The 23,760-nt window shown below is 66.1% G+C and carries 22 protein-coding genes; 14 read left to right on the top strand and 8 right to left on the bottom strand.

Features of this window, described 5'->3' with window-relative positions; translation table 11 throughout:
* Window positions 1–40 precede the first annotated feature (40 nt).
* A complete protein-coding gene (locus ASE52_RS11230) occupies window positions 41–2,479 on the bottom strand; it encodes a serine/threonine protein kinase (protein WP_057227177.1) in 2,439 nt (812 codons plus the stop codon).
* 110 nt (window positions 2,480–2,589) lie between these two features.
* Between ASE52_RS11230 and ASE52_RS11225 the strand changes: the two genes are divergently transcribed.
* The gene (locus tag ASE52_RS11225; RefSeq protein WP_057226166.1) at window positions 2,590–3,174 is read left to right on the top strand and encodes a YqiA/YcfP family alpha/beta fold hydrolase; all 585 of its coding nucleotides are present in this window, start codon (window positions 2,590–2,592) and stop codon (window positions 3,172–3,174) included.
* Between the two features lie 41 nt (window positions 3,175–3,215).
* Here the strand turns inward: ASE52_RS11225 and ASE52_RS11220 are convergent, their stop codons facing one another.
* On the bottom strand, window positions 3,216–4,796 hold the full coding sequence (locus tag ASE52_RS11220) for a Wzy polymerase domain-containing protein (RefSeq protein WP_057226164.1): 1,581 nt from the start codon (window positions 4,794–4,796) through the stop codon (window positions 3,216–3,218).
* Between the two features lie 280 nt (window positions 4,797–5,076).
* Between ASE52_RS11220 and ASE52_RS11215 the strand changes: the two genes are divergently transcribed.
* The 5 genes from ASE52_RS11215 to ASE52_RS25650 all read left to right on the top strand — a co-directional run bounded on the left by ASE52_RS11215 (window position 5,077) and on the right by ASE52_RS25650 (window position 10,246).
* The gene (locus ASE52_RS11215; RefSeq protein ID WP_057226162.1) at window positions 5,077–7,152 is read left to right on the top strand and encodes an RNB domain-containing ribonuclease; all 2,076 of its coding nucleotides are present in this window, start codon (window positions 5,077–5,079) and stop codon (window positions 7,150–7,152) included.
* Between the two features lie 52 nt (window positions 7,153–7,204).
* Window positions 7,205–8,065 carry a TonB family protein gene (locus tag ASE52_RS11210; RefSeq protein WP_010466467.1) on the top strand — a complete coding sequence of 287 codons (861 nt, stop codon included), beginning with the start codon at window positions 7,205–7,207 and terminating at the stop codon, window positions 8,063–8,065.
* Between the two features lie 120 nt (window positions 8,066–8,185).
* Window positions 8,186–9,034 (top strand): shikimate dehydrogenase, encoded by an 849-nt coding sequence (aroE, locus tag ASE52_RS11205; RefSeq protein ID WP_057226160.1) that lies wholly within the window; start codon window positions 8,186–8,188, stop codon window positions 9,032–9,034.
* A 33-nt stretch (window positions 9,035–9,067) separates the two neighbouring features.
* The gene (gene mtgA, locus ASE52_RS11200; protein ID WP_029414341.1) at window positions 9,068–9,802 is read left to right on the top strand and encodes a monofunctional biosynthetic peptidoglycan transglycosylase; all 735 of its coding nucleotides are present in this window, start codon (window positions 9,068–9,070) and stop codon (window positions 9,800–9,802) included.
* A gap of 18 nt (window positions 9,803–9,820) precedes the next feature.
* Entirely contained in the window at window positions 9,821–10,246 is a 426-nt protein-coding gene (locus tag ASE52_RS25650) for a hypothetical protein (RefSeq protein ID WP_140426216.1), read from the top strand.
* Window positions 10,247–10,275: 29 nt separating this feature from the next.
* Here the strand turns inward: ASE52_RS25650 and ASE52_RS11195 are convergent, their stop codons facing one another.
* A complete protein-coding gene (locus tag ASE52_RS11195; protein ID WP_241776981.1) occupies window positions 10,276–11,742 on the bottom strand; it encodes a cytochrome P450 in 1,467 nt (488 codons plus the stop codon).
* 76 nt (window positions 11,743–11,818) lie between these two features.
* Between ASE52_RS11195 and ASE52_RS11190 the strand changes: the two genes are divergently transcribed.
* From ASE52_RS11190 to ruvC, 4 genes are all read left to right on the top strand, one after another.
* Complete coding sequence (locus ASE52_RS11190) at window positions 11,819–12,730, top strand: helix-turn-helix domain-containing protein (protein ID WP_241776980.1); 912 nt, start codon at window positions 11,819–11,821, stop codon at window positions 12,728–12,730.
* Between the two features lie 63 nt (window positions 12,731–12,793).
* Window positions 12,794–13,567: a lysophospholipid acyltransferase family protein gene (locus ASE52_RS11185; protein ID WP_057226156.1), complete on the top strand. Its 774-nt coding sequence runs from the start codon at window positions 12,794–12,796 to the stop codon at window positions 13,565–13,567.
* Window positions 13,568–13,649: 82 nt separating this feature from the next.
* Window positions 13,650–14,642, top strand: a complete 993-nt coding sequence (locus ASE52_RS11180) for a phosphatidate cytidylyltransferase (RefSeq protein ID WP_057226153.1) — start codon at window positions 13,650–13,652, stop codon at window positions 14,640–14,642.
* A gap of 81 nt (window positions 14,643–14,723) precedes the next feature.
* A complete protein-coding gene (ruvC, locus tag ASE52_RS11175; RefSeq protein WP_010466481.1) occupies window positions 14,724–15,272 on the top strand; it encodes a crossover junction endodeoxyribonuclease RuvC in 549 nt (182 codons plus the stop codon).
* Window positions 15,273–15,409: 137 nt separating this feature from the next.
* On the opposite strand, the gene ASE52_RS11170 is transcribed toward ruvC, so the two are convergent.
* Together ASE52_RS11170 and ASE52_RS11165 are read right to left on the bottom strand one after the other, a co-directional pair.
* Complete coding sequence (locus ASE52_RS11170; RefSeq protein WP_029414342.1) at window positions 15,410–16,162, bottom strand: M48 family metallopeptidase; 753 nt, start codon at window positions 16,160–16,162, stop codon at window positions 15,410–15,412.
* A 357-nt stretch (window positions 16,163–16,519) separates the two neighbouring features.
* Window positions 16,520–17,005: a CZB domain-containing protein gene (locus ASE52_RS11165; RefSeq protein WP_010466485.1), complete on the bottom strand. Its 486-nt coding sequence runs from the start codon at window positions 17,003–17,005 to the stop codon at window positions 16,520–16,522.
* A gap of 202 nt (window positions 17,006–17,207) precedes the next feature.
* On the opposite strand from ASE52_RS11165, the gene ASE52_RS11160 reads away from it, so the two are divergent.
* A complete protein-coding gene (locus tag ASE52_RS11160; protein ID WP_057227174.1) occupies window positions 17,208–18,239 on the top strand; it encodes an LLM class flavin-dependent oxidoreductase in 1,032 nt (343 codons plus the stop codon).
* A 4-nt stretch (window positions 18,240–18,243) separates the two neighbouring features.
* On the opposite strand, the gene ASE52_RS11155 is transcribed toward ASE52_RS11160, so the two are convergent.
* Window positions 18,244–19,020, bottom strand: a complete 777-nt coding sequence (locus ASE52_RS11155) for a hypothetical protein (RefSeq protein WP_140426215.1) — start codon at window positions 19,018–19,020, stop codon at window positions 18,244–18,246.
* Between the two features lie 233 nt (window positions 19,021–19,253).
* Complete coding sequence (locus ASE52_RS11150; protein WP_057226151.1) at window positions 19,254–20,003, bottom strand: SDR family oxidoreductase; 750 nt, start codon at window positions 20,001–20,003, stop codon at window positions 19,254–19,256.
* Between the two features lie 230 nt (window positions 20,004–20,233).
* Between ASE52_RS11150 and gspF the strand changes: the two genes are divergently transcribed.
* The 3 genes from gspF to ASE52_RS11135 all read left to right on the top strand — a co-directional run bounded on the left by gspF (window position 20,234) and on the right by ASE52_RS11135 (window position 22,927).
* Window positions 20,234–21,466 (top strand): type II secretion system inner membrane protein GspF, encoded by a 1,233-nt coding sequence (gene gspF / locus ASE52_RS11145; RefSeq protein ID WP_010466493.1) that lies wholly within the window; start codon window positions 20,234–20,236, stop codon window positions 21,464–21,466.
* A gap of 4 nt (window positions 21,467–21,470) precedes the next feature.
* The gene (locus ASE52_RS11140; RefSeq protein WP_010466494.1) at window positions 21,471–22,403 is read left to right on the top strand and encodes a 5'-nucleotidase; all 933 of its coding nucleotides are present in this window, start codon (window positions 21,471–21,473) and stop codon (window positions 22,401–22,403) included.
* Between the two features lie 146 nt (window positions 22,404–22,549).
* A complete protein-coding gene (locus ASE52_RS11135) occupies window positions 22,550–22,927 on the top strand; it encodes an EF-hand domain-containing protein (protein ID WP_082606838.1) in 378 nt (125 codons plus the stop codon).
* A gap of 88 nt (window positions 22,928–23,015) precedes the next feature.
* Here ASE52_RS11135 and ASE52_RS11130 read toward each other — a convergent pair whose 3' ends face one another.
* Window positions 23,016–23,447 carry a hypothetical protein gene (locus tag ASE52_RS11130; protein ID WP_029414343.1) on the bottom strand — a complete coding sequence of 144 codons (432 nt, stop codon included), beginning with the start codon at window positions 23,445–23,447 and terminating at the stop codon, window positions 23,016–23,018.
* Between the last annotated feature and the right edge of the window lie 313 nt (window positions 23,448–23,760).

Genomic DNA, 23,760 nt, shown 5'->3' with positions numbered 1-23,760 from the left:
GCTGGGTCACCCCTGCACCAGAACCCGCGCCCGGCGGTCGTCATCCCGCCTGGCGGAACGCCATCACGGCCTGGTTGCGCAGTGTGCGCAGCAGGCCCAGGGCCTTGTCATCTACCACGATGCCCCCGGCCGTGGACTGGTCGGCATAGATGAGTGCAAACGTCTGGCCCTTGATCTGCAACGGAAGCAGCAGGAACGACGGGGCATTGAGCCCCGTGCGGTACCACTCGGGCAGGCGGGCCTGCATCCTGGGCTCTGTCGCATCGTTGATGAGCGTGTCTGCGCCGCGCAGGCAGACGGCCGCAAACAGGTCGCCCGGCGCCTTGAGCGGGACTTTCATGGCGCGCACGGCGGCGTCGCTGCCCTCGCCCAGGCCAAAGCGGCCGGTCAGCATGTCGGTGCGCGCCTCGCGCAGGCAAAACACCATGCGCCGAAACCCCAGCGCGCGGAACATGGTCTCCAGGATCATGCGCAACACGTCATTGAGCTGAAAACTCTCGACCATGGCGTTGGTGATGTCCTGGATGCCCGCTGCCAGCACCTCATTGACCTGCGCAACCGACACCACACCACTGGCCTGCGATTCGAGCACCGCTGGCAGGGGCTGGGTTTCGCTGGCCCGCAACTCGTGCGACCCCAGGGCGTCGTCCTGCGCGGGCCCGGTACCGGCGGCCGGAGGCAGTTGCAGCAGCCGTGCGGCAGGCGTCCCGGGGTCCACGCGCAGGTCCAGCGCCTCGGCCAGCGCCACGAGCTTGTGGCGGGCGCGCAAGGTGGCCTCGGAAATAGCGGCGGCGGACAGCGCCAGCGTGCGGGAATAGCGTGTGCCGATCTGCCCCAGGCGCGACTCCAGCGACGCCGCCTCGCCGAGCAGCAGGGTGCTGGCCACCTCATTGGCCGCCATCGCCACCCACCGCAGGCGCTCCACGCCCTGCTCCGGCGCGCGTTGCATGGGCGAGCCCATGGGCTTGCGCATGCAGCGCTGCAGGCTTTCGGGCAGACCCCAAACGCGGGCCACGCCCACTCCCAGGTCCTCGAACCCCAGGCCCAGCACCTGGAGCGCGGCCGACTCTTCGCCCCCCTCCACGCGGCCAGACGCCAGCAGGGAGCGCACCTGCCGCGCCTCTTCCGGAAAGTAGAACTCGCACAACATGCGGCCCAGGTTCTGGAACATCGCGCCAATGAAGGCTTCTTCGGCCGCCTGACCGGGCTCGCACAGCTCAGCAGCCACCGACCCTGCCATCATGGCGCGCAAAAACTCCTCGCGCATCTGGCTTGCATGGGCCTTGTCCTGCATGTGGTCCAGCAGCACCAGGCTGAGCGCCATGTTGCGCACGGCGTTGAAGCCCACCAGGCTCACGGCCCGCGACACGGTGCTGATGGTGCCCCGGCCCGCATGCGCAAAATGCACGCTGTTGACCAGGCGCAGCAGCTTGTTGGTGAGCGCCACGTCCTTGAGGATCTCGTGCGTGAGATCGCTGATGCTGTCGTCCTCCGAGTTGGCCACGCGCTGGATACGGGCCACCGAGTCCGACAGCGCCGGAAAGTCGCTCTTGTGGCGCATGCGCCGCAGCAGGAAATCCAGCGTGGCGTTGCTGGCCGCCGTGGGCGCGCTGGCGGGTGCGGCCCAGGCACGCAAGGCATCGCGGAACTCCGCCGCCGACGGGTAGCGCTGGCCCGGCTCGCGCGCCATCGCACGTTGCAAAACGGCCCGCAGGCCGTCATCCACGCCCGGCCCGAGGTCTTCGGGCAGCACCAGGGTTTCGTTGGCGATGCGGTACAGCGCCTGCCAGGTGTCTTTCTGGTGGATCAGCGGCTGGCCCGTGAGCATCTCCACCAGCACCAGGGCGGCCGAATACACATCCATGGCCGGCGCGGGGGCCTCCCCGGCAGCCGCCTCGGGCGCGAGGTACGCCGGGGTGCCACTAGCCAGCTGTGAATCCGGCGCGGCCTGCACCGGTGCCGCCATGCCAAAGTCCATGACCCGGGCGTGGCGCTGGGTGTCGATCATGATGTTGGAAGGCTTGAGGTCGCGGTGCACGATGCCGGCCTGGTGCGCTGCCTGCAGACCATCCAGCACGTCCACCATCAGCGCCACCGCGTCGTGCGGCGTGCAGCGCCCCTGCTGCGCCAGGTGTTCGGCCAGGGTCTTGCCTGGCACGTACTCGAAGACGATGTAGGGCTGGCGGCCCTGCACATCGGCCTCGAACACCGGCACGATGAAGGGGTGCGCAAGACGCCCCACATGCCGCGCCTCGCGCAGCCAGTGTTCGAGCACCGACGGGTCCTGGTCCTCCACGGGGCGCATGAGCTTGATGGCCACCTCACGCTGCAGGCGCGGGTCCAGCGCCAGCCACACCGTGGCCTGGGCGCCCCGGCCCAGCAGCTTCTTCAGCTCAAAGCGGCCCAGCGACGTGGGCGGCTTGTCGGCGGATCCCTGGGCCCAGCGTCTGGCGGTGGAAAGCGGGGCAAAATCAGTCATGGTGGGGATCAAGGCAGCGGGCGCACCGCGCGGCGCCCATGCCATGCATCTTATGTCCCGGCCACCCCCTTCGCAGCAGTGATTCCCCTGCCCTGTCGTTTTCCCCATCCATGACCACCACCCACCTCCTGTACCTGCACGGTTTTCGCTCTTCGCCCCAGTCTGCCAAGGCCCGGCAGATGGCAGCGCATGTGGCGCAGCACCACCCTGGCGTCACCTTCTGGAGCCCCCAGTTGCCCCCGTCCCCCAAGGCAGCGATGGACCTGGTGGCGCAAGGCATTGCCCCGTGGCCCGGCGCAGCGATGGCGGTGATCGGCTCGTCGCTCGGCGGCTTTTACGCCAGCTGGGTGGCGCGGCACAAGGGCTGCCCCAGCGTCATGCTCAATCCAGCCGTGCACCCGGCGCGCGACCTCGCGCGGTACATCGGCGAGCAGACCGCCTGGCACGACCCGGCCGAGCGGTTTTACTTCCAGCCTGAATACATTGACGAGCTGCGCGCGCTCGACACCACGGGCCAGCCACCCGCCGCGCCGGAGATGGCCATCATTGCCAAAGGCGACGAGGTGCTGGACTGGCGTGAAATGGTGGCGCGATACCCGCAAGCACGGCTGGTGGTGCAAGAGGGCGGAGAGCACGCCCTCGCCAATTTCAGCGACTACCTGCCCCAGGTGACGGAATTCCTCGACCTGGCCTGACATCGCCCAGGCGCCAGGGGCACCAGCGCATCAGAAGCTGTTCAACGTGCCTGGGATGCCCGGTTGCCTCCCGCCCCCATCCAGCGGGCATAGTCGTCCGGGTAGGCGACGCGGTAGCGCTTCATGTGGAAAGCCGCCTCGTCGTCCTTGCCCAGCATGACGGCGCTTTCGACCAGCGCCTCGATGATGCGGGGCTCGGGCGAGTAATGCAGCAGCTCCTGGGCCAGGGCGTTCATGCGCGCTGCGTTGTCCCGGGTCAGCCCCGTGGTGGTCAAGCGCGCAAAGTCCAGCTGGCTTGAAAACAGCAGCGAATGGGACACCTTGGCTTGCGTGTCCTCGCGGTACGCCGCAGCCCGCTGCGCGCTGGGCTTGTAAAGCTGGCTCACGCGGTGGTAGTCCCAGGCGGCAACGCCACACACCCCCAGAATCGCCACGGCGGCCACCAGCGCAGCCGCCCCCGCTCGCCATACGTGTCCTTCCGATTCTTCGTCGCGCCGGGGCCAGACCAGGATTGCCACCGACAACAAGGCCACCAACTGGAACGGCCCATACCACAGCGGGTATTCCAGCATGCTGTGCAATCCGATGATCGCCAACACCCCCCAGGCCAGCTGGCGCACAGGCTCCGTTTCGCGCCATGGCCGGGCCCACAGGCACCATGCAACGACGGCCCCGCACAACGCCACGGCTGCGGGCAGACCCAGCTCTACGGCCAGGTGCAGGGGCAGGTTGTGCGCGTTGTCCAGCAGCACACAAAAGCGCTCGCCGGGGAACAGCGTGATGTAGTGCGCGTAATCCAGCTCGCCCCAGCCCCAGCCCAGCCACGGCTTCTGCGCCATCAGGGTGAGCACGTTGGACCACAACACCCGCCGGCTGGTGCAGGCGTGCGACCCATCGGTGAAGCGATGGAACAGGGCATCGGCACGCACGCCCTGGAACTTCCAGAGCGCCTCGGGCAACACCCAGGCAGCCACCAGAAAAACCGCAAAACCCGCAATGCCCAGGCGCAGCGCCCCCCCACGGCCCGCGCCACGCCACAGAGCCAGAAGCGCCAGGATGAGCAGCCATTGCACCACCCCGGTCCGCGATGCCGTGGCAGCCCCGCCGACAGCGATCCACATCAGGACCACGGGGGCCAGCATGTTCCACAACCCCGAGAAAGGCAGGCGGCCTGGACCTGCAGGCGCCCCGATCAAGTCCGCGCTGCCTTGCGGCCGGGCATGCAGCGTCCACCACAGCCAGGCCCATGCGCCCAGGCTGAGCAGGGTGGCCTGCTGGTTGCGCTGGCGCAGGTTGCCCACCGCCTGGCCCGGCACCGAGGCGTGAATCCACGGCCCCAGCCCCACGTCGCCGACCAGGTACTGCACCAGTCCGATGACGCTGGCCACCAGCGCAGCCAACCCCAGCCCACCCGCCAGCAGCCCACCCCACCCCACAGGCCCCTGGCGCCGCCATACCCCGGCGCGTGCCCACCCGGCAGCCAGCAGCAAGAGCACCGCCCCACACACCCAGGACGTCAACAGCGGCCAGAAGTTGGCGATCGGGGCGTCGGTGACGGCAAACAGAAACGGCAAAGCCACTGCGAGCAAGGCCAGCGGAACGGCAATGGCATCAAAAAACATGTCGAAAGAACCGGGCCATCGTGTAAAGCCCTGGATCATAGGGGCGGCCTAGGAGCCTGTCGGACTCTGAGCGTCGATAGCGGAAACCGGCCCCAGCGAGGACAGTTTTTGCCGAATTTGCAGCCCCATAGCCGAGCTATGGGGCAAAAAGACGGTGTTCTCGAAGAGCGGCGGAGCCAAAAATGGACTGCTGCGGCCGATTTACAGCCGACGATTTCCAAATCCGGCAGGTTCCTATGGGCCGCCGGACCGGCTTGGCACCCATGGGACAATGCCGCCCATGCATGCATTGTTTGAAGAAGCTGGCAAATTCATGGCCGGCCGTATCCTGTCCGAAGCCGACACATCCGCCCAGGTCGAGCTCGACTCCGGCAAGCGGGTCAAGGTCAAGGCCGCCAACATCCTCCTGAAGTTCGAAAAGCCGGCCCCGGCGGAACTCATCGCCCAGGCGCAGGCCGTGGCCGAGTCCATCGAACTGGACCTGGCCTGGGAGTTCGCGCCCGAAGACGAATTCGGCTTTGCCGACTTGGCGCGCGACTATTTCTCCGAGAACGCCACCCTGGTCCAGCAGGCCGGCGCCCTGTTCCGCCTGTACGACGCGCCGCACTACTTCCGCCGCGCGGGCAAGGGCCGGTTCAAGAAGGCATCGGCCGAGATCCTGCAGCAGGCGCTGGCCGCCATCGAGAAGAAAAAAGCCCTGCTTGCGCAGATCGACGAGTGGGCCGCAGCCCTCGGACGCGGCGAATGCCCGCAGCCCATCCGCGACCAGCTCTACAAGATCCTGTTCAAGCCGGACAAGAACGCGCCCGAGTACAAGGCCGTGGTGGACGCCAGCCGCGCCACCCATACCGCGCCGCTCGACCTGCTGCAAAAGGCCGGCGCCATCGACTCGGCCTACCAGTTCCACTGGAAGCGCTTTCTGTTCGAGAACTTCCCCAAAGGCACGGGCTTTCCGGCCGTCACCGCGCCCGTCATTGCCGACGAGCTGCCGCTGTCCACCGCGCAGGCGTACTCCATCGACGACTCGCAGACCACTGAAATCGACGATGCGCTGTCGGTGCAGGGCCTGGGCACGGGCACGGTGGTGCTGGGCATCCACATCGCCGCGCCGGGCCTGGCGATCCAGCCGGGCAGCGCCATCGACCAGCTCGGCCGCGCACGCCTGTCCACGGTGTACATGCCGGGCTACAAGATCACCATGCTGCCCGACGATGTGGTGCAGACCTACACGCTGGACGAAGGCCGCGCCAACCCGGCCGTGTCGTTGTACGTGACCATCGACGAAGCCACGCTGGAGTTCAAGAGCTCCGAGACCAAGCTGGAGCGCGTGCATGTGGTCGCCAACCTGCGCCACGACCAGCTCGATGCAGTGGTGACGGAAGAATGGCTGTCCAACCCCGCGTTCGAGCATCAAAACGACCCGCAGCGCCTGTCTGACCTGCGCCCCCAGCTATCATTTTTGCACCGCCTGGCCAAAGACCTCAAGGCCCGCCGCGAAATCGTGCGCGGCAAGCCCGAGAACTTCAACCGGCCGGACTACAACTTCCGCCTGGTTGGCAACCACGGTGCCGAGCCCACGGGCGACGAGCAGGTGAAGATCAGCGTGCGCCAGCGCGGCGCGCCGCTCGACCTGATCGTGGCCGAGGCCATGATCGTGGCCAACAGCACCTGGGGCAGCTGGATGGCCGAGCTGGGCGTGCCCGGCATCTACCGCAGCCAGGCCAGCATGGCGCCGGGCGTGAAGGTGCGCATGGGCACCAAGGCGCTGCCGCACGCGGGCATTGGCGTCAAAGCGTATTCGTGGGCCACCTCGCCCCTGCGCCGCTACACCGACCTGGTCAACCAGTGGCAGATCATTGCCTGCGCCCGCCATGGCAAGACGGCCGCGCTGGCTGCCCCTTTCAAGCCCAAGGACGCGGACCTGTTCTCCATCATCAGCAGCTTTGACGGCGCCTACAGCGCCTACAACGGCTACCAGGGCGGCATGGAGCGCTTCTGGACGCTCAAGTACGTGGAGCAGAACGGCATCACCGAGCTGAACGCCACCGTCTTCAAGGAAGGCCCGGGCGGCAGCTTTTTGGTGCGGGCGGACGACATTCCGCTGGTCTTCCCGGTGCTGGGCGCGCAGAACCTGCCGCGCGGCGCGCGCCTCCTGGTCAAGCTGGGCGACGTGGACGAGATCACGCTGGACATCCATGGCACCGTGATCGAGCGCCTGGACGACCCGGCCGACACCAGCGATGACGGCCCGGTGGACGATGCCGAGGACGACGACACCGTGGCCGGCCCGATCGCCATCGCGGTGGATGTGAACGAGGCCCCTGCCGAAGCCACTGTGGCAGCCGCGGCTTCCTGACTGCGCCAACAGCCACGGACAGTCCCGAAATACCCCCTGATAATTGCCGGCGATGAAACTCCCCGCCTTCCTCCGCACCTTCAGCACGCTGCAGCTCGCGCTGGGCGTCTCGGTGGCCGTGCACGCCGCGCTCATCTCGGTGCGCTTCATTGACCCCGAGGGTTTCAACCGCGTGTTCCAGGACACGCCGCTCGAAGTCATCCTGGTCAATGCCAAGTCCAACGAGCGCCCCGACAAGGCCCAGGCGATTGCCCAGTCCAACCTGGCAGGCGGTGGCGATGCCGAGAAGGGCCGGGCCACCAGCCCCCTGCCCTACTCGGCCCTCACGGCCATCGGCGACGACTTTGAGGAAGCGCAGCGCAAGATGGATTCCATGCAGGAGCAGCAGGCGCAGCTGCTGGCCCAGCTGCGCAAGCAACTGGCCACCATGCCCGAGCCCGATCCGCGCCAGGCCAGCCAGAGCACCGAGCAGGCGAACGAGCAGGAAAAGCGCCGCCAGCTCGTCAAGCTGCTGGCTGAGATCGAAAAGCGCATCAACGAAGAAAACTCGCGCCCCAAGAAGCGCTACATCAGCCCCGCCACGCGCGAAGAGGCCTACGCCATTTACTACGACGGCCTGCGCCGCAAGGTGGAAGACAAGGGCACCGAAAACTTTCCCGAACAGGGCGGCAAGAAGCTGTATGGCGAGCTGACCATGATCGTCACCGTCAACCACGACGGCCGCGTGTTGGAGACCGAGGTGGTGCAAGGCTCGGGCAACCCCACGCTGGACCGGCGCGCCGAGGCCATTGCCCGCGCAGCCGGCCCCTTTGGCGCATTTGGCGCCGACATGCGCAAAAAAGCCGACCAGATCGCCATGGTGGCGCGCTTCAAGTTCACGCGCGACCAAACTCTCGAAACCAGTGTTCGGTAACCCCCCTGAGTCGCCTGCGGTGCCTTCCCTCCTGGGGGACGCCGCCAGCGGCCTGGCAAAGCCAGTTCCGCGGCAGCCCCGGCCTGACCTCGCTCCCTGCATGCAGCCCTTGTTGTTCCCATGACCTCTTCGCCTCTCGCCCCCGACCTGTACTGCGTGATGGGCAACCCGGTGGCACACAGCCGCTCGCCCGCCATCCACGCCCGCTTTGCCCAGCTCACGGGTGAGCACATCGCCTACGAGCGCCGCCTGGTGCCAATGGATGGTTTTGCGCAGGGCGTGCGCGACTTCGCGGCTCAGGGCGGGCGCGGCTGCAATGTCACCGTGCCTTTCAAGACCGAGGCACCCGGTCTGGCCACCGAATGCAGCGAACGCGTGCAACTGGCCGGTGCGGCCAACACCCTGACCTTCCGCGCCGACGGCAGCATCTATGCCGACAACACCGACGGCCTGGGCCTGGTGGCCGACATCACGCGCAACGCGGGTGTCTCCCTGGCGGGGCGCGATGTGCTGCTGGTGGGCGCCGGTGGCGCCGCAGCGGGCGTGCTGGGCCCGCTGCTGCTGGCCGGTGCCCGCCACGTCACCGTGGCCAACCGCACGCTGGCCAAGGCGCAGGCCCTGGCGCATTCGCACAGCGCACTGGCATCGCTACAAAAATCAGAGCTACTAGCGCTTGCCCCACAAGCACTAGATGCCAATTTTGATGTCATCATCAACGCCACGGCCAGCAGCCTGGCCGGTGCCGAAGTGCCGGTGCCCGCCCACGTGCTGCGCCCGGGCTGCCTGGCCTACGACATGATGTACGGCCCTGCCGCCCAGGGTTTTCTGGACTGGGCCCGGCGCCACGGCGCCATTCCGCGTGACGGCCTGGGCATGCTGGTGGAGCAGGCCGCCGAAGCATTCTTGCTGTGGCGCGGCGTGCGCCCGCCATCGGCGCAGGTGCTGCAGGAAATGCAGCAGGCCATCTAGACAACAACACCGAACACGGGGAGACACACCGCAATGAGAGCCGTGCTGCGCTGGCTGGGACTGGTGGTGCTCGCCTTCGTGGCGCTGCAGCTGTTCTTCGTGGTCCGCATTGCGGCCATGGTGGTCATCGACCCGGAATCCACCAGCTTTCAGCGCTCCGAGGCCTGGACACTGCTCACCACCAAGGGCAGCGTCCCCTGGCGCCAGCAGTGGGTGCCCTACGCCAGCATCTCGGACCCGCTCAAGCGCGCAGTCATCGCCTCGGAAGACGATGGTTTTGTGAGCCACGACGGCGTGGACTGGAACGCCATCGAAAAAGCCTGGGAACGCAACGCCAAGGCCGAAGCCCTGGCCAACAAGGCCCAGTCCCGCGCCCCCGACCGCCCCGTGCGCGCGCCCAAGATCCGGGGTGGCTCCACCATCACGCAACAACTGGCCAAGAACCTGCTGCTGTCGGGCGAACGCACCCTGCTGCGCAAGGGGCAGGAATTTGTACTGACGCTGCTGCTGGAGCAACTGCTGAGCAAACAACGCATCCTGGAGATCTACCTCAACAGCGTGGAGTGGGGCGAAGGCGTGTTCGGCGCCGAGGCGGCCGCGCAGCATTACTTCCGCAAAAGCGCCTCGCGCCTCACCGCCGCCGAAGCTGCGCGCCTGGCGGTGATGCTGCCCGCACCCAAGCGGTTTGAGAAGACGCCAGGGTCGGCGTATCTGGCGGGGCGGACGCGGACCATCCTGGCGCGGATGGGGGGGGCGGAGCTGCCGTGAAGAGGGAGAAATGCGTCTATGAGCAATACAGGATCAACCTTGGCTAAAACTGACTCGAAAACAAAACGAGTCATAAGGGCGTCGGCTCTGCTTGCCGCTGCGGCTGCAGCTGCCATTCCTGGACTGGTGGCATATGGTGCGTTCATGAACTACACGATGCATCAAACCATCGAATCCGAATTTTCCCGAAATGCGGAAATAAGAGCACGTATCGGCATATTCAGGCACGCAAAAATTCTCAGCAGTGGCTGCGAATTCAAGCTCACCTGCACCAGCTCATTTCAGGTGTCGGGCGACACAGGTTGCATATGGGCCTTGGTCGTCACGACCGAGAGTTTTCCCAATTACGAAATGTTGTCCGTCTCACCTGAAAAATATACTTCGACCACACGAAGCAACGGTGGCACACCAGTGACTGCGGTCGAAGTCCGACGCTGCCTATAACGTTCCATGCTCACGAACTGACGAGTTGGCTAAGGGGCGCAAGCACCCGACCGCCTTTGCAACCACAGCATCACCGGCATCTCCGGCCGTAAAGTCACCTGCAGCTTCGGCGCACAGGCTGGCGCCCCCTCCGGCAGCCGCAACCGGTACCGCTGCAGCAGCATGGCCGCCAGCAGCGTCATCTCCAGCATCGCAAAGTGCTGACCGATACACACGCGCGGGCCCAAGCCAAACGGTATCCACGCGCCTTTGGGGATGGCCGGGGCATCGTCCAGAAAACGCTCCGGTACAAACTGGTCGGCCCGGGCAAACCAGCGTTCATCCCGGTGCAGCACCCAGGGCGTGATGCGCAGCATGGCACCCTTTGGCACATCCACCCCGCCCAGCGTGATGGGTGCGGTGGTGCGCCGGGTCATCAGCGCGGCGATGGGGGGGTACAGGCGCAGTGCCTCCTTGAGCGTGGCTGCCAGAAAGGGCAGCCGGGCCAGGTGCTCGGGGCCAGGCGTCTGGCCCGGGGGCAGCACGCTGTCCACCTCGGCCTGCGCGCGCTGCGCGGCCTCAGGGTGTTCGGCCATCACGCGGCTCCACCACAGCAGCGTGGTGGCGCTGGTCTCGTGCCCGGCCTGGAAGCTGACCATGCACTGGTCGAACACTTCCTGCGGCGACAGCGGCTCGCCAGTGCCTTCGTCGCGCAACGCCAGCAGCATGTGCAGCAGGTCGGTGCGCGGTGGTGGGGCACCGGCCGGGTCGTTCTCTTCCCGTCTGCGCGCATCGATGTGGCGCTGCACCAGCGCCTTGAGCGCCTTGAGCGCGCGGCGCTTGGCGGCCTTGCCGGGCAGGGGCAGCCAGTCGGGCAGCGTGAAGGGCATGAACATTTCCCGGAACGCCGTCTCCGACAGCGTCTGCGTGGCCCAGGCGGCATCGCGCGCATCGGCCTTTGCCGACTCACTGAACAGCGTGCGCAGGATCACGTCCATGGCCACATCGGTCCAGAGTGTGTCCATGGGCACCAGGGCTTCGGCCTGGCCTGCGGGCACGGCCGCGTCGAGCGCGCTGCGGGCCGCATCGGTCATCAGTTGCGCATAGCCCGCCACGCGTTTGGGGCTGAAGGCTGGCATCAGCATGCGGCGCTGGCGCTGCCAGGTGTCGCCCTCGGTCACCAGCACGCTTTGGCCGAACACCTGCTCGAACACGGCAATGCCGCGTTCCCAGCGGATCAGCTGGTCCGCGTGGGTGACCAGCGCCTCGCGCACGAGATCGGGCGACAGAAGATCCCTGGCGTCTTCGTTGCCCAGGCGCATGCGGGTCAGGTCGCCATGGTCGCGCTGCAGGCGGGTGACAAAACCGAGGTAATCGGCACGCATCTCCCTCAGCAAGGGCAAGCCCCACCAGCGACTGACCGGGCCACCGGGCTGGTGGCCCCGGGTTGGTGCAGTCTGCGCAGAGGGGGAAGGTGCCGCTGGCATCGATGGGGTGGCGGTGGTGGTGTGGGTCATGGCGTGCATGTTGCGGTGCAACGGCGGCCGGGTATTGAACGAATTCGACATCGCAACTCGCCTACACTCGCGGCGCATGGCAACCTTGGTCCCACCTTCCGCACGGCATCCACAGGGGCTGATCCCCTCGGGCCAGCTGTGGCTACCGCGCGCGAGCCTGTCGGCATGCCTGCGCGGCACGCTGGTGCGCAGCACGGTTGGCCATGTTCTCAGTGATGCACAACGCATCAACCGCTTCCCGGCCACCCCCCTGTGCAGCCTGAGCTGGTGGTTTGAGGGCCGCAGCGAATGCCTGGTGCCCGAGCACCCCGACACCATGGCCGACCTGAACAGTCCGCGTGACCCCATCCCCGGCCGCTGGGTGCTGGCCGGCCCGCACACCCGGCCCAGCACCAGCTATTGCGCCGAGCCTACCCACGCCATGATGGTGATGTTCATGCCCGATGCGCTGCACCAGCTCACCGGCCTGGAGCCTGAGGCGCTGACCGACCGCATGCTGGACGCGCAAACCCTGCTGCCGCCCGACTGGATAACGATGTGCGAGGCCGTGCAGCACCAGCCCGATGACGCCGCCCGCATGGAGTACCTGGAGGCGTTTCTGGAGCCCCGCTGGCAAGCCTGCCGACCCGTGCAAGCAATGCAGGCGCAGCGTTATGGCGACTGGGCCATGCACCTCGCGCAACGCGCCGCCGTGTCGGCCCCAGGCCGCAGCCTGCGCCAGCTGGAGCGCCGCATCAAGCGCTGGGCCGGGCTGCCGCTGCGCGAGCTGCGCGGCTTTGGCAAGGCCGAGCAGGCGTTCTTCGACACCATCGCAGCCGACGCCGCCCACGGCACGGTGAAGTGGGCGGATGTGGCGGCGGGCGCGGGTTTCTCGGACCAGTCACACCTGTGCCGCGTCACGCGGCGCATCACCGGCTACGCCCCGCAGGCACTGTATGACGGCATTTACGGTGACGAAGCGTTCTGGGCGTATCGCATCTGGGTGTAGTGGTTTTGGCCGCCCGGCGGCAGCCCTTCGCCACGGGGCACACCGCCACGTATCATCCGCGCCATGCTTGCCAAGTTGATGAGTTTCCTTCTGCTGGGGATCGTGCGGTTTCTGACCGGCTCCCAGGCCCGCTGGTACGGCTGCCCGCCCAAGGCCGAGCAGCGCATTTATTTTGCGAACCACCAGAGCCACGCCGACATGGTGCTGATCTGGGCGGCGCTGCCCGAAGAGCTGCGCAGCATCACCCGGCCCATTGCCGCCAAGGACTACTGGACCAAAACACCGTTTCGGCAATGGATCACCACCGCCGTGTTCAACGCCGTGTATGTAGACCGCCAGGCCACGCCCGCGCGCGCCCCTGTGCCCGTGGCGGCTGAATCGGCCGGTGGGCTGGACGCGATGGCCGTCGCCTCTGCCAGCACGGACACCGCCATGGCCGGAGGCCCCGACCCCTCGCCCGAAGCCCCGCCCCGCACGCCCAGCCCCGAGGAGCTGCGCGCCGCCCTGCCCGAGTCCGACCCGCTGGCCCCGCTGGTGCGCGCGCTGGAGAGCGGCGACTCCATCGTGATCTTTCCCGAAGGCACGCGCGGCCATGGCGACGAGCCGCAGCCGTTCAAGTCCGGCCTGTTCAAGCTGGCGCAGATGTTTCCGCAGGTGGTGCTGGTACCCGCCTGGATCAACAACGTGCAGCGCGTGATGCCCAAGGGCGAAGTGGTGCCGGTGCCCATCCTGTGCTCGGTGACCTTTGGGGAGCCTGTTCAGCTGGAAGCGGGCGAAGAACGTCGCCCGTTCCTGGACCGCGCACGCCGCGCCGTGATCGCCTTGCGGGAAGTTTAAATATGACCCCCACGCTCATCGCTTCGCGGTTCGCTGCCCAAGGGGGCGCGTCGTTGCCTACGGGCGGCCGGGCGGCAACGACATGAACAACTTCCTCCGCAATCTCACGGCCACCCAGCAGATCGGCGCCCTGTTCCTGGTGATGTTTGGCATCCTGTCCGTTGTCACCGTCTGGGCCTTTGTGCGCAATCTGCGCGAGCACGCCAACGACGACCCCGAAGCGGAAGCACGCGTGCTGGAGGCCAAGCGCTTCTGGGGCCTGCTCAAGACCTCGTGGGCCATGGCCACGGTGTTCTGGATTGGCTGGGTCCTGGGCGATACGGTGGCCACGGTGCTGTTTGCCATCGTGGGTTTCTTTGCGCTGCGCGAGTTCATCACGCTGTCGCCCACGCGGCGTGGCGACCACCGCAGCCTGGTGCTGGCGTTCTTCGTGGTGCTGCCGCTGCAGTTCTGGATCGTGGGCAGCAAGCACTTTGACCTGTTCACGGTGTTCATCCCCGTCTACGTGTTCCTGGCCCTGCCTGTGGTGAGCGCGCTGGCCAACGACCCGCAGCGTTTTCTGGAGCGCAACGCTAAGCTGCAGTGGGGCATCATGGTCTGCGTGTATGGCATGAGCCATGTGCCCGCGCTGCTGCTGCTGGACTTTCCGGGCTACCGCGACAAGGGCGCATTCCTGGTGTTCTTCCTGGTGTTTGTGGTGCAGACCTGCATGCTGGTGCAGCACCTGCTGGGGCGGCGCTTCCCCCACAAGCCCGTGGCGCCGCAGGTGAGCCAGAGTTTTCAGTGGACGAGCTGGCTGGCCGGTGTGGCGGCCGGGGGTCTGGCCGGCGGGCTGCTCACGTTCATCACCCCGTTCAAGCCAGGCCAGGCGCTGGGCATGGCCCTGCTCGCCTGTGTGGCGGGCAGCCTGGGGCACCTGGTGATGAAGGCCCTGAAGCGCGACCGTGGCATCACGAGCTGGGGCATGCAAGGGATGTCGGTCACCGGCGCGGGCGGGCTGCTCGACCGGGTGGATGCGCTGTGTTTTGCGGCGCCGGTGTTCTTCCATTCGGTGCGCTGGTACTTCGGTCTCTAGGTGATCGGCAGTCAATTTACAAGCAAAAATGACCGCTAGCGCTTGATGGATAAGCGCAAAAAGCTATCAAATAATGAGCAAATGCGCATCTTAGGTATCGACCCCGGCCTGCAGACCACCGGCTTTGGCGTGGTGGACATGGACGGCCACAAGCTCAGCTACGTGGCCAGCGGCACCATCCGCACCACCACGCTGGCGCTGGGCGATCTGCCCGGGCGCCTGAAGATCCTGTTCGACGGCATCACCGAAGTGGCAGCGCGCTACGAGCCCGACGTGGCTTCGGTCGAGATCGTGTTCGTCAACGTCAACCCGCAGTCCACCCTGCTGCTGGGCCAGGCGCGCGGCGCCTGCATCACGGCCCTGGTGGCGAGCAACCTGCCGGTGGCCGAATACACCGCGCTGCAGATGAAAAAAGCCGTGGTCGGCCACGGCCGCGCCGCCAAGAGCCAAGTGCAGGAGATGGTGCGCCGCCTGCTCAGCCTGCCCGGCCTGCCGGGCACCGACGCCGCCGACGGCCTGGGCATGGCCATCACCCACGCACATGCCGGGGCGGCCATGGGCCGGCTGGGGGAAGCGGCCACGCTCAACCGGCGCCAGCATGCGATGTACAAGGGCGGGCGCAGCTACTGACCCCCAAGGCGTCCCCGGAGCATCGGGGCGGCTGATTCACCCGGACACGGCCTGCCTACGGCACAAAAGCCGGGCAAAAAAATACCGCGCCCAAAAGCGCGGTACAGCCCCACCAGGGTTTCCGCAGCAGCGAAGGGTCAGGCGACCTGCGTCTTCAGCCGATCAGCACGCTCCTTGGGCGAAGGATGCGTGGACAGGAAGCTGGTGGAATCTCCGCTCGACATGGCGGCGAGCTTTTCCAGGGCCGTGACACAGGCGGCGGGCTGGTAGCGCTTGGCTTTCATGAAGCCCATGGCGTAGTCATCGGCCTCGCGCTCATTGCTTTGCGAGTGCTGGGCGCGCACCACTTTCTCGAACAGGTCACCCAGCTGCGAGCTGGCGATGGCACCGGCCTTGCCGTTGCTCGACGCCACGGCATTGCGCAGCGCGCTGGTGCGCAGGGCGGTCTGGATGCGGGCCTTGGTGTGGCCTGCCTTGACGTGGCCGATCTCGTGGCCGATCACGTAGCGCACTTCGTCGTCGGTGAACTTGTCCATGAGGCCCGAATACACGCGGATGGTGCCGTTGGCCATGGCGAAGGCGTTGATCTCGGGCGTGAGGTAGACCTTGAAGTTCATCTTGAGACCGTCGTACGTGCCCAGGCCCGAGGTGAGTTTGGTGAGGCGGGTGGCGTAGGGGTTGCCTGCGGGGGCCACCTTGTTCTGGCGGTCCATCTCGGCGGACATCTGGTCGAACGTGCTCTTGAGTTCCTCGTCCGACAGGCTTTCGGACTTGGCGAGGTCCTTGCCCGCGTCCAGCATCTTGCCCAGGTCAAACTGCGCCCACACGGGCGATACGGCGCTCACGCCGGAAGCCAGGGTCACGAGCGTCAACAATTTACGGCGGTCCATCGGGGTTCCCTCTCTGACGTCAGTCAGTTTTTTGATTGGTCTTGAATCGATTGTGTTTTTGCGCAACCAACTGCAAGCAATGGTTGGCGCGCGCCGAAGGATAGCCACGCAAGTGCCGTTTCTCACGGGCGGCCGTGTCTTCAGATGTAAGAACTGTGTGCCGATGCTGGCGGGTGGACCGAGGCGGCAAGGCCTGGCGCAGGCGTGGTGGCGGAAACCACCGCAGAATTTGACGTGGAAATGGCTCTAGCGCTTAGCTGAAGAACATTTTTCGCTATTAAAAAGTGAGCTTGTCCAGCACGCGATGGCAGGGTGGGCACCGCCCCTGTCTGCGCACGCCGACAACACTCCAGGGTGTCAGCGCCCCAGGCCCCGCTTGAGTTCCTTGAGCAGCAGCAGCACCTGGTTGGACGCATGGCGGCAGCTGCTGTTGAGCAATTGCACAGACTTTTGCTGCTCGCCCGCCTGGAACGCGGTCACCACATCGGCCGCCTGCTGGTGAAAGTATTTGTGCCGGGCCACCAGCATGTCGAACGCCGGGAAATGCCCCAGCCGCACGCGCCCCGTGCCATAGAGCCACCGGCCCAGGTCGCAGCGGTCGTCCTGGCAGATGCGCTCGGGCCGCATCACCTCCTGCGAGCGGCCATTGACCATGTCCTGCAGTTGCAGGCGCCAGCGCTCGTGGCTGGCGATGGCCGCATCGATGTCGATCTCGGTCATGAGCATGGATGCGTACTCTGCGTCCAGCACCAGCTCGCTGCCGTTGTCTTCCATGGCCCAGGTCGTGTCGGGGCTGGTGGGGTCTTGCTCCCGGATCTTGAACAAACGGCTGAAAAAACCCATGCTTGGTCCCTGTGAAGGCGCCCCGCCCGCAGCACCGGAAATGGTCCCGCCGGAAGTGCCTTGAAACATTCTGTGGGTGCGGCGCCATTTTGGCTACCAAAAAATCACCCACTGGTAAAAACTGCGCAAGGCAACCCTTCTGTTCCTGCCAGCTCTGCGCCGGGAGCCAGCACCGATGTGGTGGCCGCCGGACAATGCGCAGATGATGTCCAACGCCACCCGCCCCGCCCTGTCCATGCTCGACCTTGTCGCCGTCCGAGAGGGCGGTACCGTGGCCGACGCGCTGCAGATTGCCCTGCGCACCGCGCAACACGCTGAAAAGCTGGGTTTTGTCCGTTACTGGCTGGCAGAGCACCACAACATGGCGGGTATTGCCAGCTCGGCCACCGCCGTGCTGGTGGGCCACATTGCAGGCGGCACCTCGCGCATCCGCGTGGGCTCGGGCGGCGTGATGCTGCCCAATCACGCGCCGCTGATAGTGGCCGAGGCCTTTGGCACGCTGGCCGAGCTGTACCCCGGCCGCATCGACCTGGGCCTGGGCCGCGCTCCTGGCACCGACCCCACCACCATGCGCGCACTGCGACGCAGCCGGGTGGAAACAGCCGACGACTTTCCGCAGGATGTGGCCGAGTTGCAGCGCCTGCTGGCACCCGCCGAACCCAACCAGCGCCTGATCGCCATGCCCGGCGCGGGCACCAACGTGCCCATCTGGTTGTTGGGCTCCAGCCTGTTCTCGGCGCAGCTGGCGGCCGAGCGCGGCCTGCCCTATGCCTTTGCCTCGCACTTTGCGCCGCGCCTGCTGCACCAGGCCATCGACCTGTACCGCAACCTGTACCGCCCGTCCGCCGCCTGGCCCAAGCCCTATGTGGCGATCGGGGTGCCGCTGATTGCAGCGCCCACGGACGAAGAAGCGGAGTTTCTGGCCAGCAGCACCTACCAGCGGGTGCTGGGCATTTTGACGGGCGACCGCCGCCGCCTGCTGCCGCCCATCGAAAACTATGCGGCGCACCTGCAGCCGCAGGAGCGCGCCGCGATTGGCGATTTCTTGGCCGCCGCTGTCATTGGGGGTCCAGACACGGTGCGCACCGGCCTGGAGCGACTCAGCGAGGCCACCGGGGCCGATGAACTCATGCTGGTGAGCGATGTGCACGACCCGGCGCTGCGCCTGCGCTCACTGGACATCGCGGCGCAGGCCCACGCCGAAGCGTGGGAGCACCGCCACCAAAGACCGTGAGGACTTAGGTTTTCTGCCCTGTGTAGAAGAAGGTCTGCGCCTTGCTAGCGCTCTGACCCATGATCACGATCGCTTGGGTCGTGTCGTTGTAAAGAACGACGTTCTGGATGACCACACCATCGCCCACCGGGCAGCTGGTCCCACTGAAGGTCAGTGGCAGATCAAACACATTCCGGCCGCTGGCGCGTGGCACCACGGTCCCACGCACCGAGCAGCCTGGGTAGGAAGGAATTGACACCAATCCGCCCGTGGTGATGGCGACGGATATCAGGGGCTCCCTGACCTGGTTGCCAATGCCCGTTCCCGTGAAATTACCCAGCAACTCGCTCACGACAGCAGGCTGTTCATAGAGCACGCCATAGGTGCCTGAGAACTTCACGCCATTGGAAGCCGTGACTTGCACCGAGTCCCGCACCGCGTATTTGCCGGTGTAGCTGACAGGCTCCGTCTTCCGGTTGGCAACGTTTGCCTCATCGACCACATTGAGAAAACGCCCGCTGCCAGAGACGACATCTGGGCCCGCTGTCTGGACGGTGCCGAGCGACATACCCACCACAGTTCCGACCGTGTCGGTCAGAATGCTCCAGCTTTCACCATTCTCCAGCACCACACCCTGCACATTGAGTGGGTCGGTGGTCGCCCCGGTCCACAGGCCTTCCACGCCCGTGACCACGGTTGCGGGAGGTTTGGCCGGGGGCGCCACCACGTCATCTCCGCCTCCGCCACACGCAGATAACACCAAAGCGGCAAAAACCCCTCCCAGGGCAGTCGTCTTGTTCACGTTTTTCTCCTTAGTGAGTCAATACTGGGGCCGGCGCCATGGCGGCAACCCTAACTGCCGCATATTAAGCGCAAGCACCGCAAGTGGCACAGGCCTAGATTGCATACTACGGCGGCCCGTCTCGCCCGCGCCACATCCGAGCCCACGGGAAGCATTCCGCCCCGAGACACGCCAGCGCCATACCGCCATTTGCCGCCATCCGTGGTGGACGGACCAGACACCGAACCGGCGCTTCACCGCGCCAGATATCCGCCATCCACCGGGTAATAAGCCCCGGTCACAAACGAAGCCCTGCCGGACGCCAGCCAAGCCACCAGCTCGGCCACCTCTTCGGGCAGCCCCAGGCGGCCGATGGGGTGTGCGCCCACCAGCATGGCATGGATGCCCGCATCCTGCTCCAGCCCGCTGATCATCGGCGTGTGGATAAAAGCGGGCCCGACAGCATTGATGCGCACGCCATGGCTGCTGTATTCAAGGGCTGCCGCCTTGGTCAACCCCACCACACCGTGTTTGGCGGCCGTGTAGGCCGGCGCGGTGGCAAACCCCACGGAGCCCAGGATGGACGCCATATTGATGATGGCGCCGCCACCGTTCTTGAGCATGGCCGCGATCTGGTACTTCATGCCGTAGAACACGCCCGACAGGTTGATGTTGATGACCTGCGCCCAACCCTCCAGCGGGTAGTCGGCAGTGGCCGCCTGCGGGCCGCCGATGCCAGCGTTGTTGCAGGCAACGTCCAGACGGCCGTAGTGGGCAACAGTACGGTTGACCAGCGTTTCGCAGTCCTCAGGCTTGCCCACGTCGGCCGCCACAAAAATGGCGTCACCACCCGCTGCACGCACCAGCGAAGCCGTTTCTTCTCCCGCCTGCACGTTCACATCCGACACCACCACCTTGGCGCCTTCGCGCGCCCACACGAGCGCAATGGCACGCCCAATGCCCGACGATGCCCCCGTGACCAACGCCACCTTGTTCTTCAGCATGAAAGACTCCTGGTTCCTTCAGAACACCTGCAACCCGATGCCACAGATCCGTTTTCATTCTGCGCGCCCGGCATACCGGCACCTTGACCTGGGTCACGCCGCTGACAGAGGGACCCACCGCGCGGCAAGTGCCCTCGGGTAGCGGCTACCATCACGGACTGCAGGGCAGTTTTGCCCCCACCCGCCGTTGTCTGATTCCCTGACGCCCACGCCTTACCGCCCACGCCCGCATGCCCGCTTTTTCCTTTGAAGCCCTGGACGCCCAGGGCCAGACCCGCAAGGGCCTCATGGAGGCCGACACCGCCAAGGCCGCGCGCAGCCTGCTGCGGGCCCAGGCGCTGGTGCCGCTGGCCGTGGAGCTGGTGCAGACCGGCCAGTCGCTGGATGGCCGCTCGGCCAGCCTCGGCCAGCGCCTGTTCACCCGGCCTGTGTTCAGCGCAACGGCCCTGTCGATCTGGACGCGGCAGATTGCCGGGCTCGTGTCGTCTGGCCTCCCGCTGGAACGCGCCCTCACAGCGCTTTCCGAAGAATCTGACGACGAACGCCAGCGCCATCTGGTCGCCGCGCTGCGTGCCGAGGTCAATGCGGGGGCCACGTTTGCGCGCGCCCTGTCGCAGCACCCGCGCGAGTTTTCCGACATCTACTGCGCCGTGATCGGCGCGGGCGAGCACAGCGGCAATCTGGGCCTGGTGCTGGAGCGTCTGGCCGACGACCTCGAAGAACGCCAGGCGCTCAAGGCCAAGCTGGTGGGCGCTGCGCTTTATCCCGCCATCGTGACCATCGTGGCCATCGTGATCGTGCTGTTCCTTGTGGGCTACGTGGTGCCCCAGGTGGCCAGCGTGTTTGCAGGCACCAAGCGGGCGCTGCCTTTCCTGACGGTGGCCATGCTGGGCATCAGCGCTTTTGTGCGCAGCTATGGTTTGATGATGCTGATTGCTTTCGTTTTGATAGCTTTCGGCACACGCTGGGCGCTCACCATTGGCCACATTCGCGAAAAATTCGATGCCGCCTGGCTCAACCTGCCGCTGGTGGGCAAGCTGGCGCGCGGCTACAACGCAGCGCGTTTTGCGGGCACCTTGGCCATGCTGGCAGGTGCGGGCGTGCCCATCCTCAAGGCCCTGCAGGCCGCCGCCGAAACACTGAACAACCGCGCACTGCGCGCCGACGCGCTGGAGGCGCTGGTGCTGGTGCGCGAAGGCGCGCCCCTGGCCTCGGCGCTGGCGCAGAAAAAGCGCTTCCCCGGCCTGCTGTCGATGTTTGCGCGCCTGGGCGAGCAAACCGGGCAGTTGCCGGTGATGCTGCAGCGCGCCGCCCGGCAGCTTTCCACCGAGGTGCAGCGCCGCGCCATGGCGCTGGCCACCATCCTGGAGCCTTTGCTCATCGTCGGCATGGGCATGATCGTGATGCTGATCGTGCTGGCCGTGCTGCTGCCCATCATCCAACTCAACCAGTTCGTGAAGTGACTCTATGGCCGTGACCCTGGACGACAAGCTGGTGGTGGCGATCTCTTCGCGGGCGCTGTTCAACTTCGAGGAAGAAAACCGCGTCTTCGAGCACGAGAGCGATGACCGAGCCTATGTGGACCTGCAACGCCAGCGCTTGGACGTGCCCGCCGCACCTGGCGTGGCGTTCTCGCTGGTGCGCAAGCTGCTCGCCTTCAACACCTCGGAGCACCAGCGGGTGGAGGTGGTGCTGCTCTCGCGCAATGACCCGGTCAGTGGCATGCGCGTGTTCCGCTCCTGCAACGCCCATGGGCTGCCGACCATCCAGCGCGGCGTGTTCACCCAGGGGCGCGACCCTTTTCGCTATCTGCGTCCCCTGGGCGCGCACCTGTTCCTGTCGGCCAACGAGGCCGATGTGCGCGAGGCACTGCACCTGGGCTACCCCGCCGCGCGGGTGATCACCGAATCGGTGCGGGCCGGCGACGCGAACCCGCAGGAAGTGCGCATTGCCTTTGACGGCGACGCCGTGCTGTTCTCCGACGAGGCCGAGCGGGTGTACCAGGCCGAAGGCCTGGCCGCCTTCCAGCAGCACGAGACCGACAAGGCCGCCCTGCCCCTGCCCGATGGCCCGTTCAAGCCCCTGCTGGCGGCGCTGCACCGGCTTCAATCCGCCGGTGAGGCTGGCGGCACCACCGGCATGCGCATCCGCACGGCCCTGGTCACGGCGCGCAGTGCCCCCGCGCACGAACGCGCGATCCGCACGCTGATGGACTGGAACATCGACGTGGACGAAGCCATGTTCCTGGGCGGCTTGCCCAAGGGCGAATTCCTGCGCGAGTTCGAACCCGACTTTTTCTTCGACGACCAGACGGGCCATGTGACCTCGGCGGCCCGCCATGTCCCTGCCGGGCACGTGAACAGTGGCATCTCCAACCCCCTGCGCCCTGCAGGCGGGTAAACCGGCGCCGAACGCGGGCCTGCGTTGCTGCGAAAAGTTCTGCACACCCCTGCAACACCGGGTGAAAGCTGCAAAGCTTGGGTTGCATTCCGCCCGCGCACGCTCAACTGTGCCAACATCGTTGCCAGTCCACAAAGGAGCCTGTTTTGCGCATCAGATTTTCCCTGGCGGTGAGCGCCATGGCGGCAGCCTTGGGCAGCGCCGCACTGGCCACACCTCCTGCCGCTGCGCCGGTACCACCTGCCGTCAGCGCCCCGGCAGAGTCACAGGCGGCCCTGAGCAAGGGAGAGATCAAGGCCATGCGCGAATTCAAGATGCTGGACTTCAATGGGGATGGAAAGCTCAGCCGCACCGAGGTCAAGCTCTTTCCCCGCCTGGCCGCCGCGTTCGACGATGCAGACACGGACAAGGATGGCTATGTGTCGTACGAGGAAGTGCGGGCCTTTGCCGCCAAGTACCGCGCGGAGCGGGAGCACCAGCGGGCGGCCCAGGCAACGGCTCCCGCCTCATCGCCCCGGCCTTGACGCCGGAAATGCTGCAAAAAATGGATGAAATTTGGCCTTAGCGCTTATCTGAATTGCGCCAATAGCTATTATTTCAGGAGCACACCCTTCACAAGCCGCCTGTGCGCTTGATCTTGGGGTCCGAGTAGGTCAGCGGCTCATTCTTGACCTGCTGGGCCATGCGCTCCTGCAGGGTCATCTTGTTGATGTCCTGCGCCACCTCCACCGCACTGCCGCTGGCCCGCCACATCGACTGGATCAGCTCCAGCAGTTGTTTGTAGATGGGCTCCTTGGGCGGCTCTGGCGGCTCCTCGACGGTGTCCTTTTTCTTGACCTCGGTCCAGTCCCGGTTGGCCACGTCGGGCGCGGAGGGCTTGTCGGGCTCGCGCACGATGGCGCCCTCCCCCAGCCGGTCCATGGATTCGACGGGGTTGGACGCATTGATGGGCCGCACCGGCGGCGCGCCAGAGGCGCCAGTGGAATACAAATCAGCGCCCTGAGGACGCCAACTCGGCGATCGGTCGACAGGTGGCATTTGCATGGCAGTGGCCCCAATGGTTGAGAGATGTGCTCGGAATTCAGAGGCTTTTTCGCCGTCTTCGTAATTCATTACGGCAAAAAGAAGGGGAAATTTAGGTCTTTTTCACCGATTGACCCAAATTTAGGGTTTTCCCTAGTCTTTGTCACGCCCTGGCGAGCGCCGGCGCAATAGACAGACACCCACCCCGCCCCCTGCCTGTCACTGACACTTGGCTCGAAACAGCTGGACCGCCAGTGAAGCGGGCGCGGCGTGGCCTGGCACCACGGTGGCACCTGTTGATGAAACCTCAGGGGAAGGCCCGCGCCGGACCAGC

This window comes from Acidovorax sp. Root275, from assembly GCF_001428965.1.
GTDB classification, from domain to species: Bacteria; Pseudomonadota; Gammaproteobacteria; order Burkholderiales; family Burkholderiaceae_C; genus Acidovorax; species Acidovorax radicis.
The sequence above is the reverse complement of the archived record's forward strand: the minus strand, read 5'-3'. Positions and strand labels throughout refer to the sequence as shown.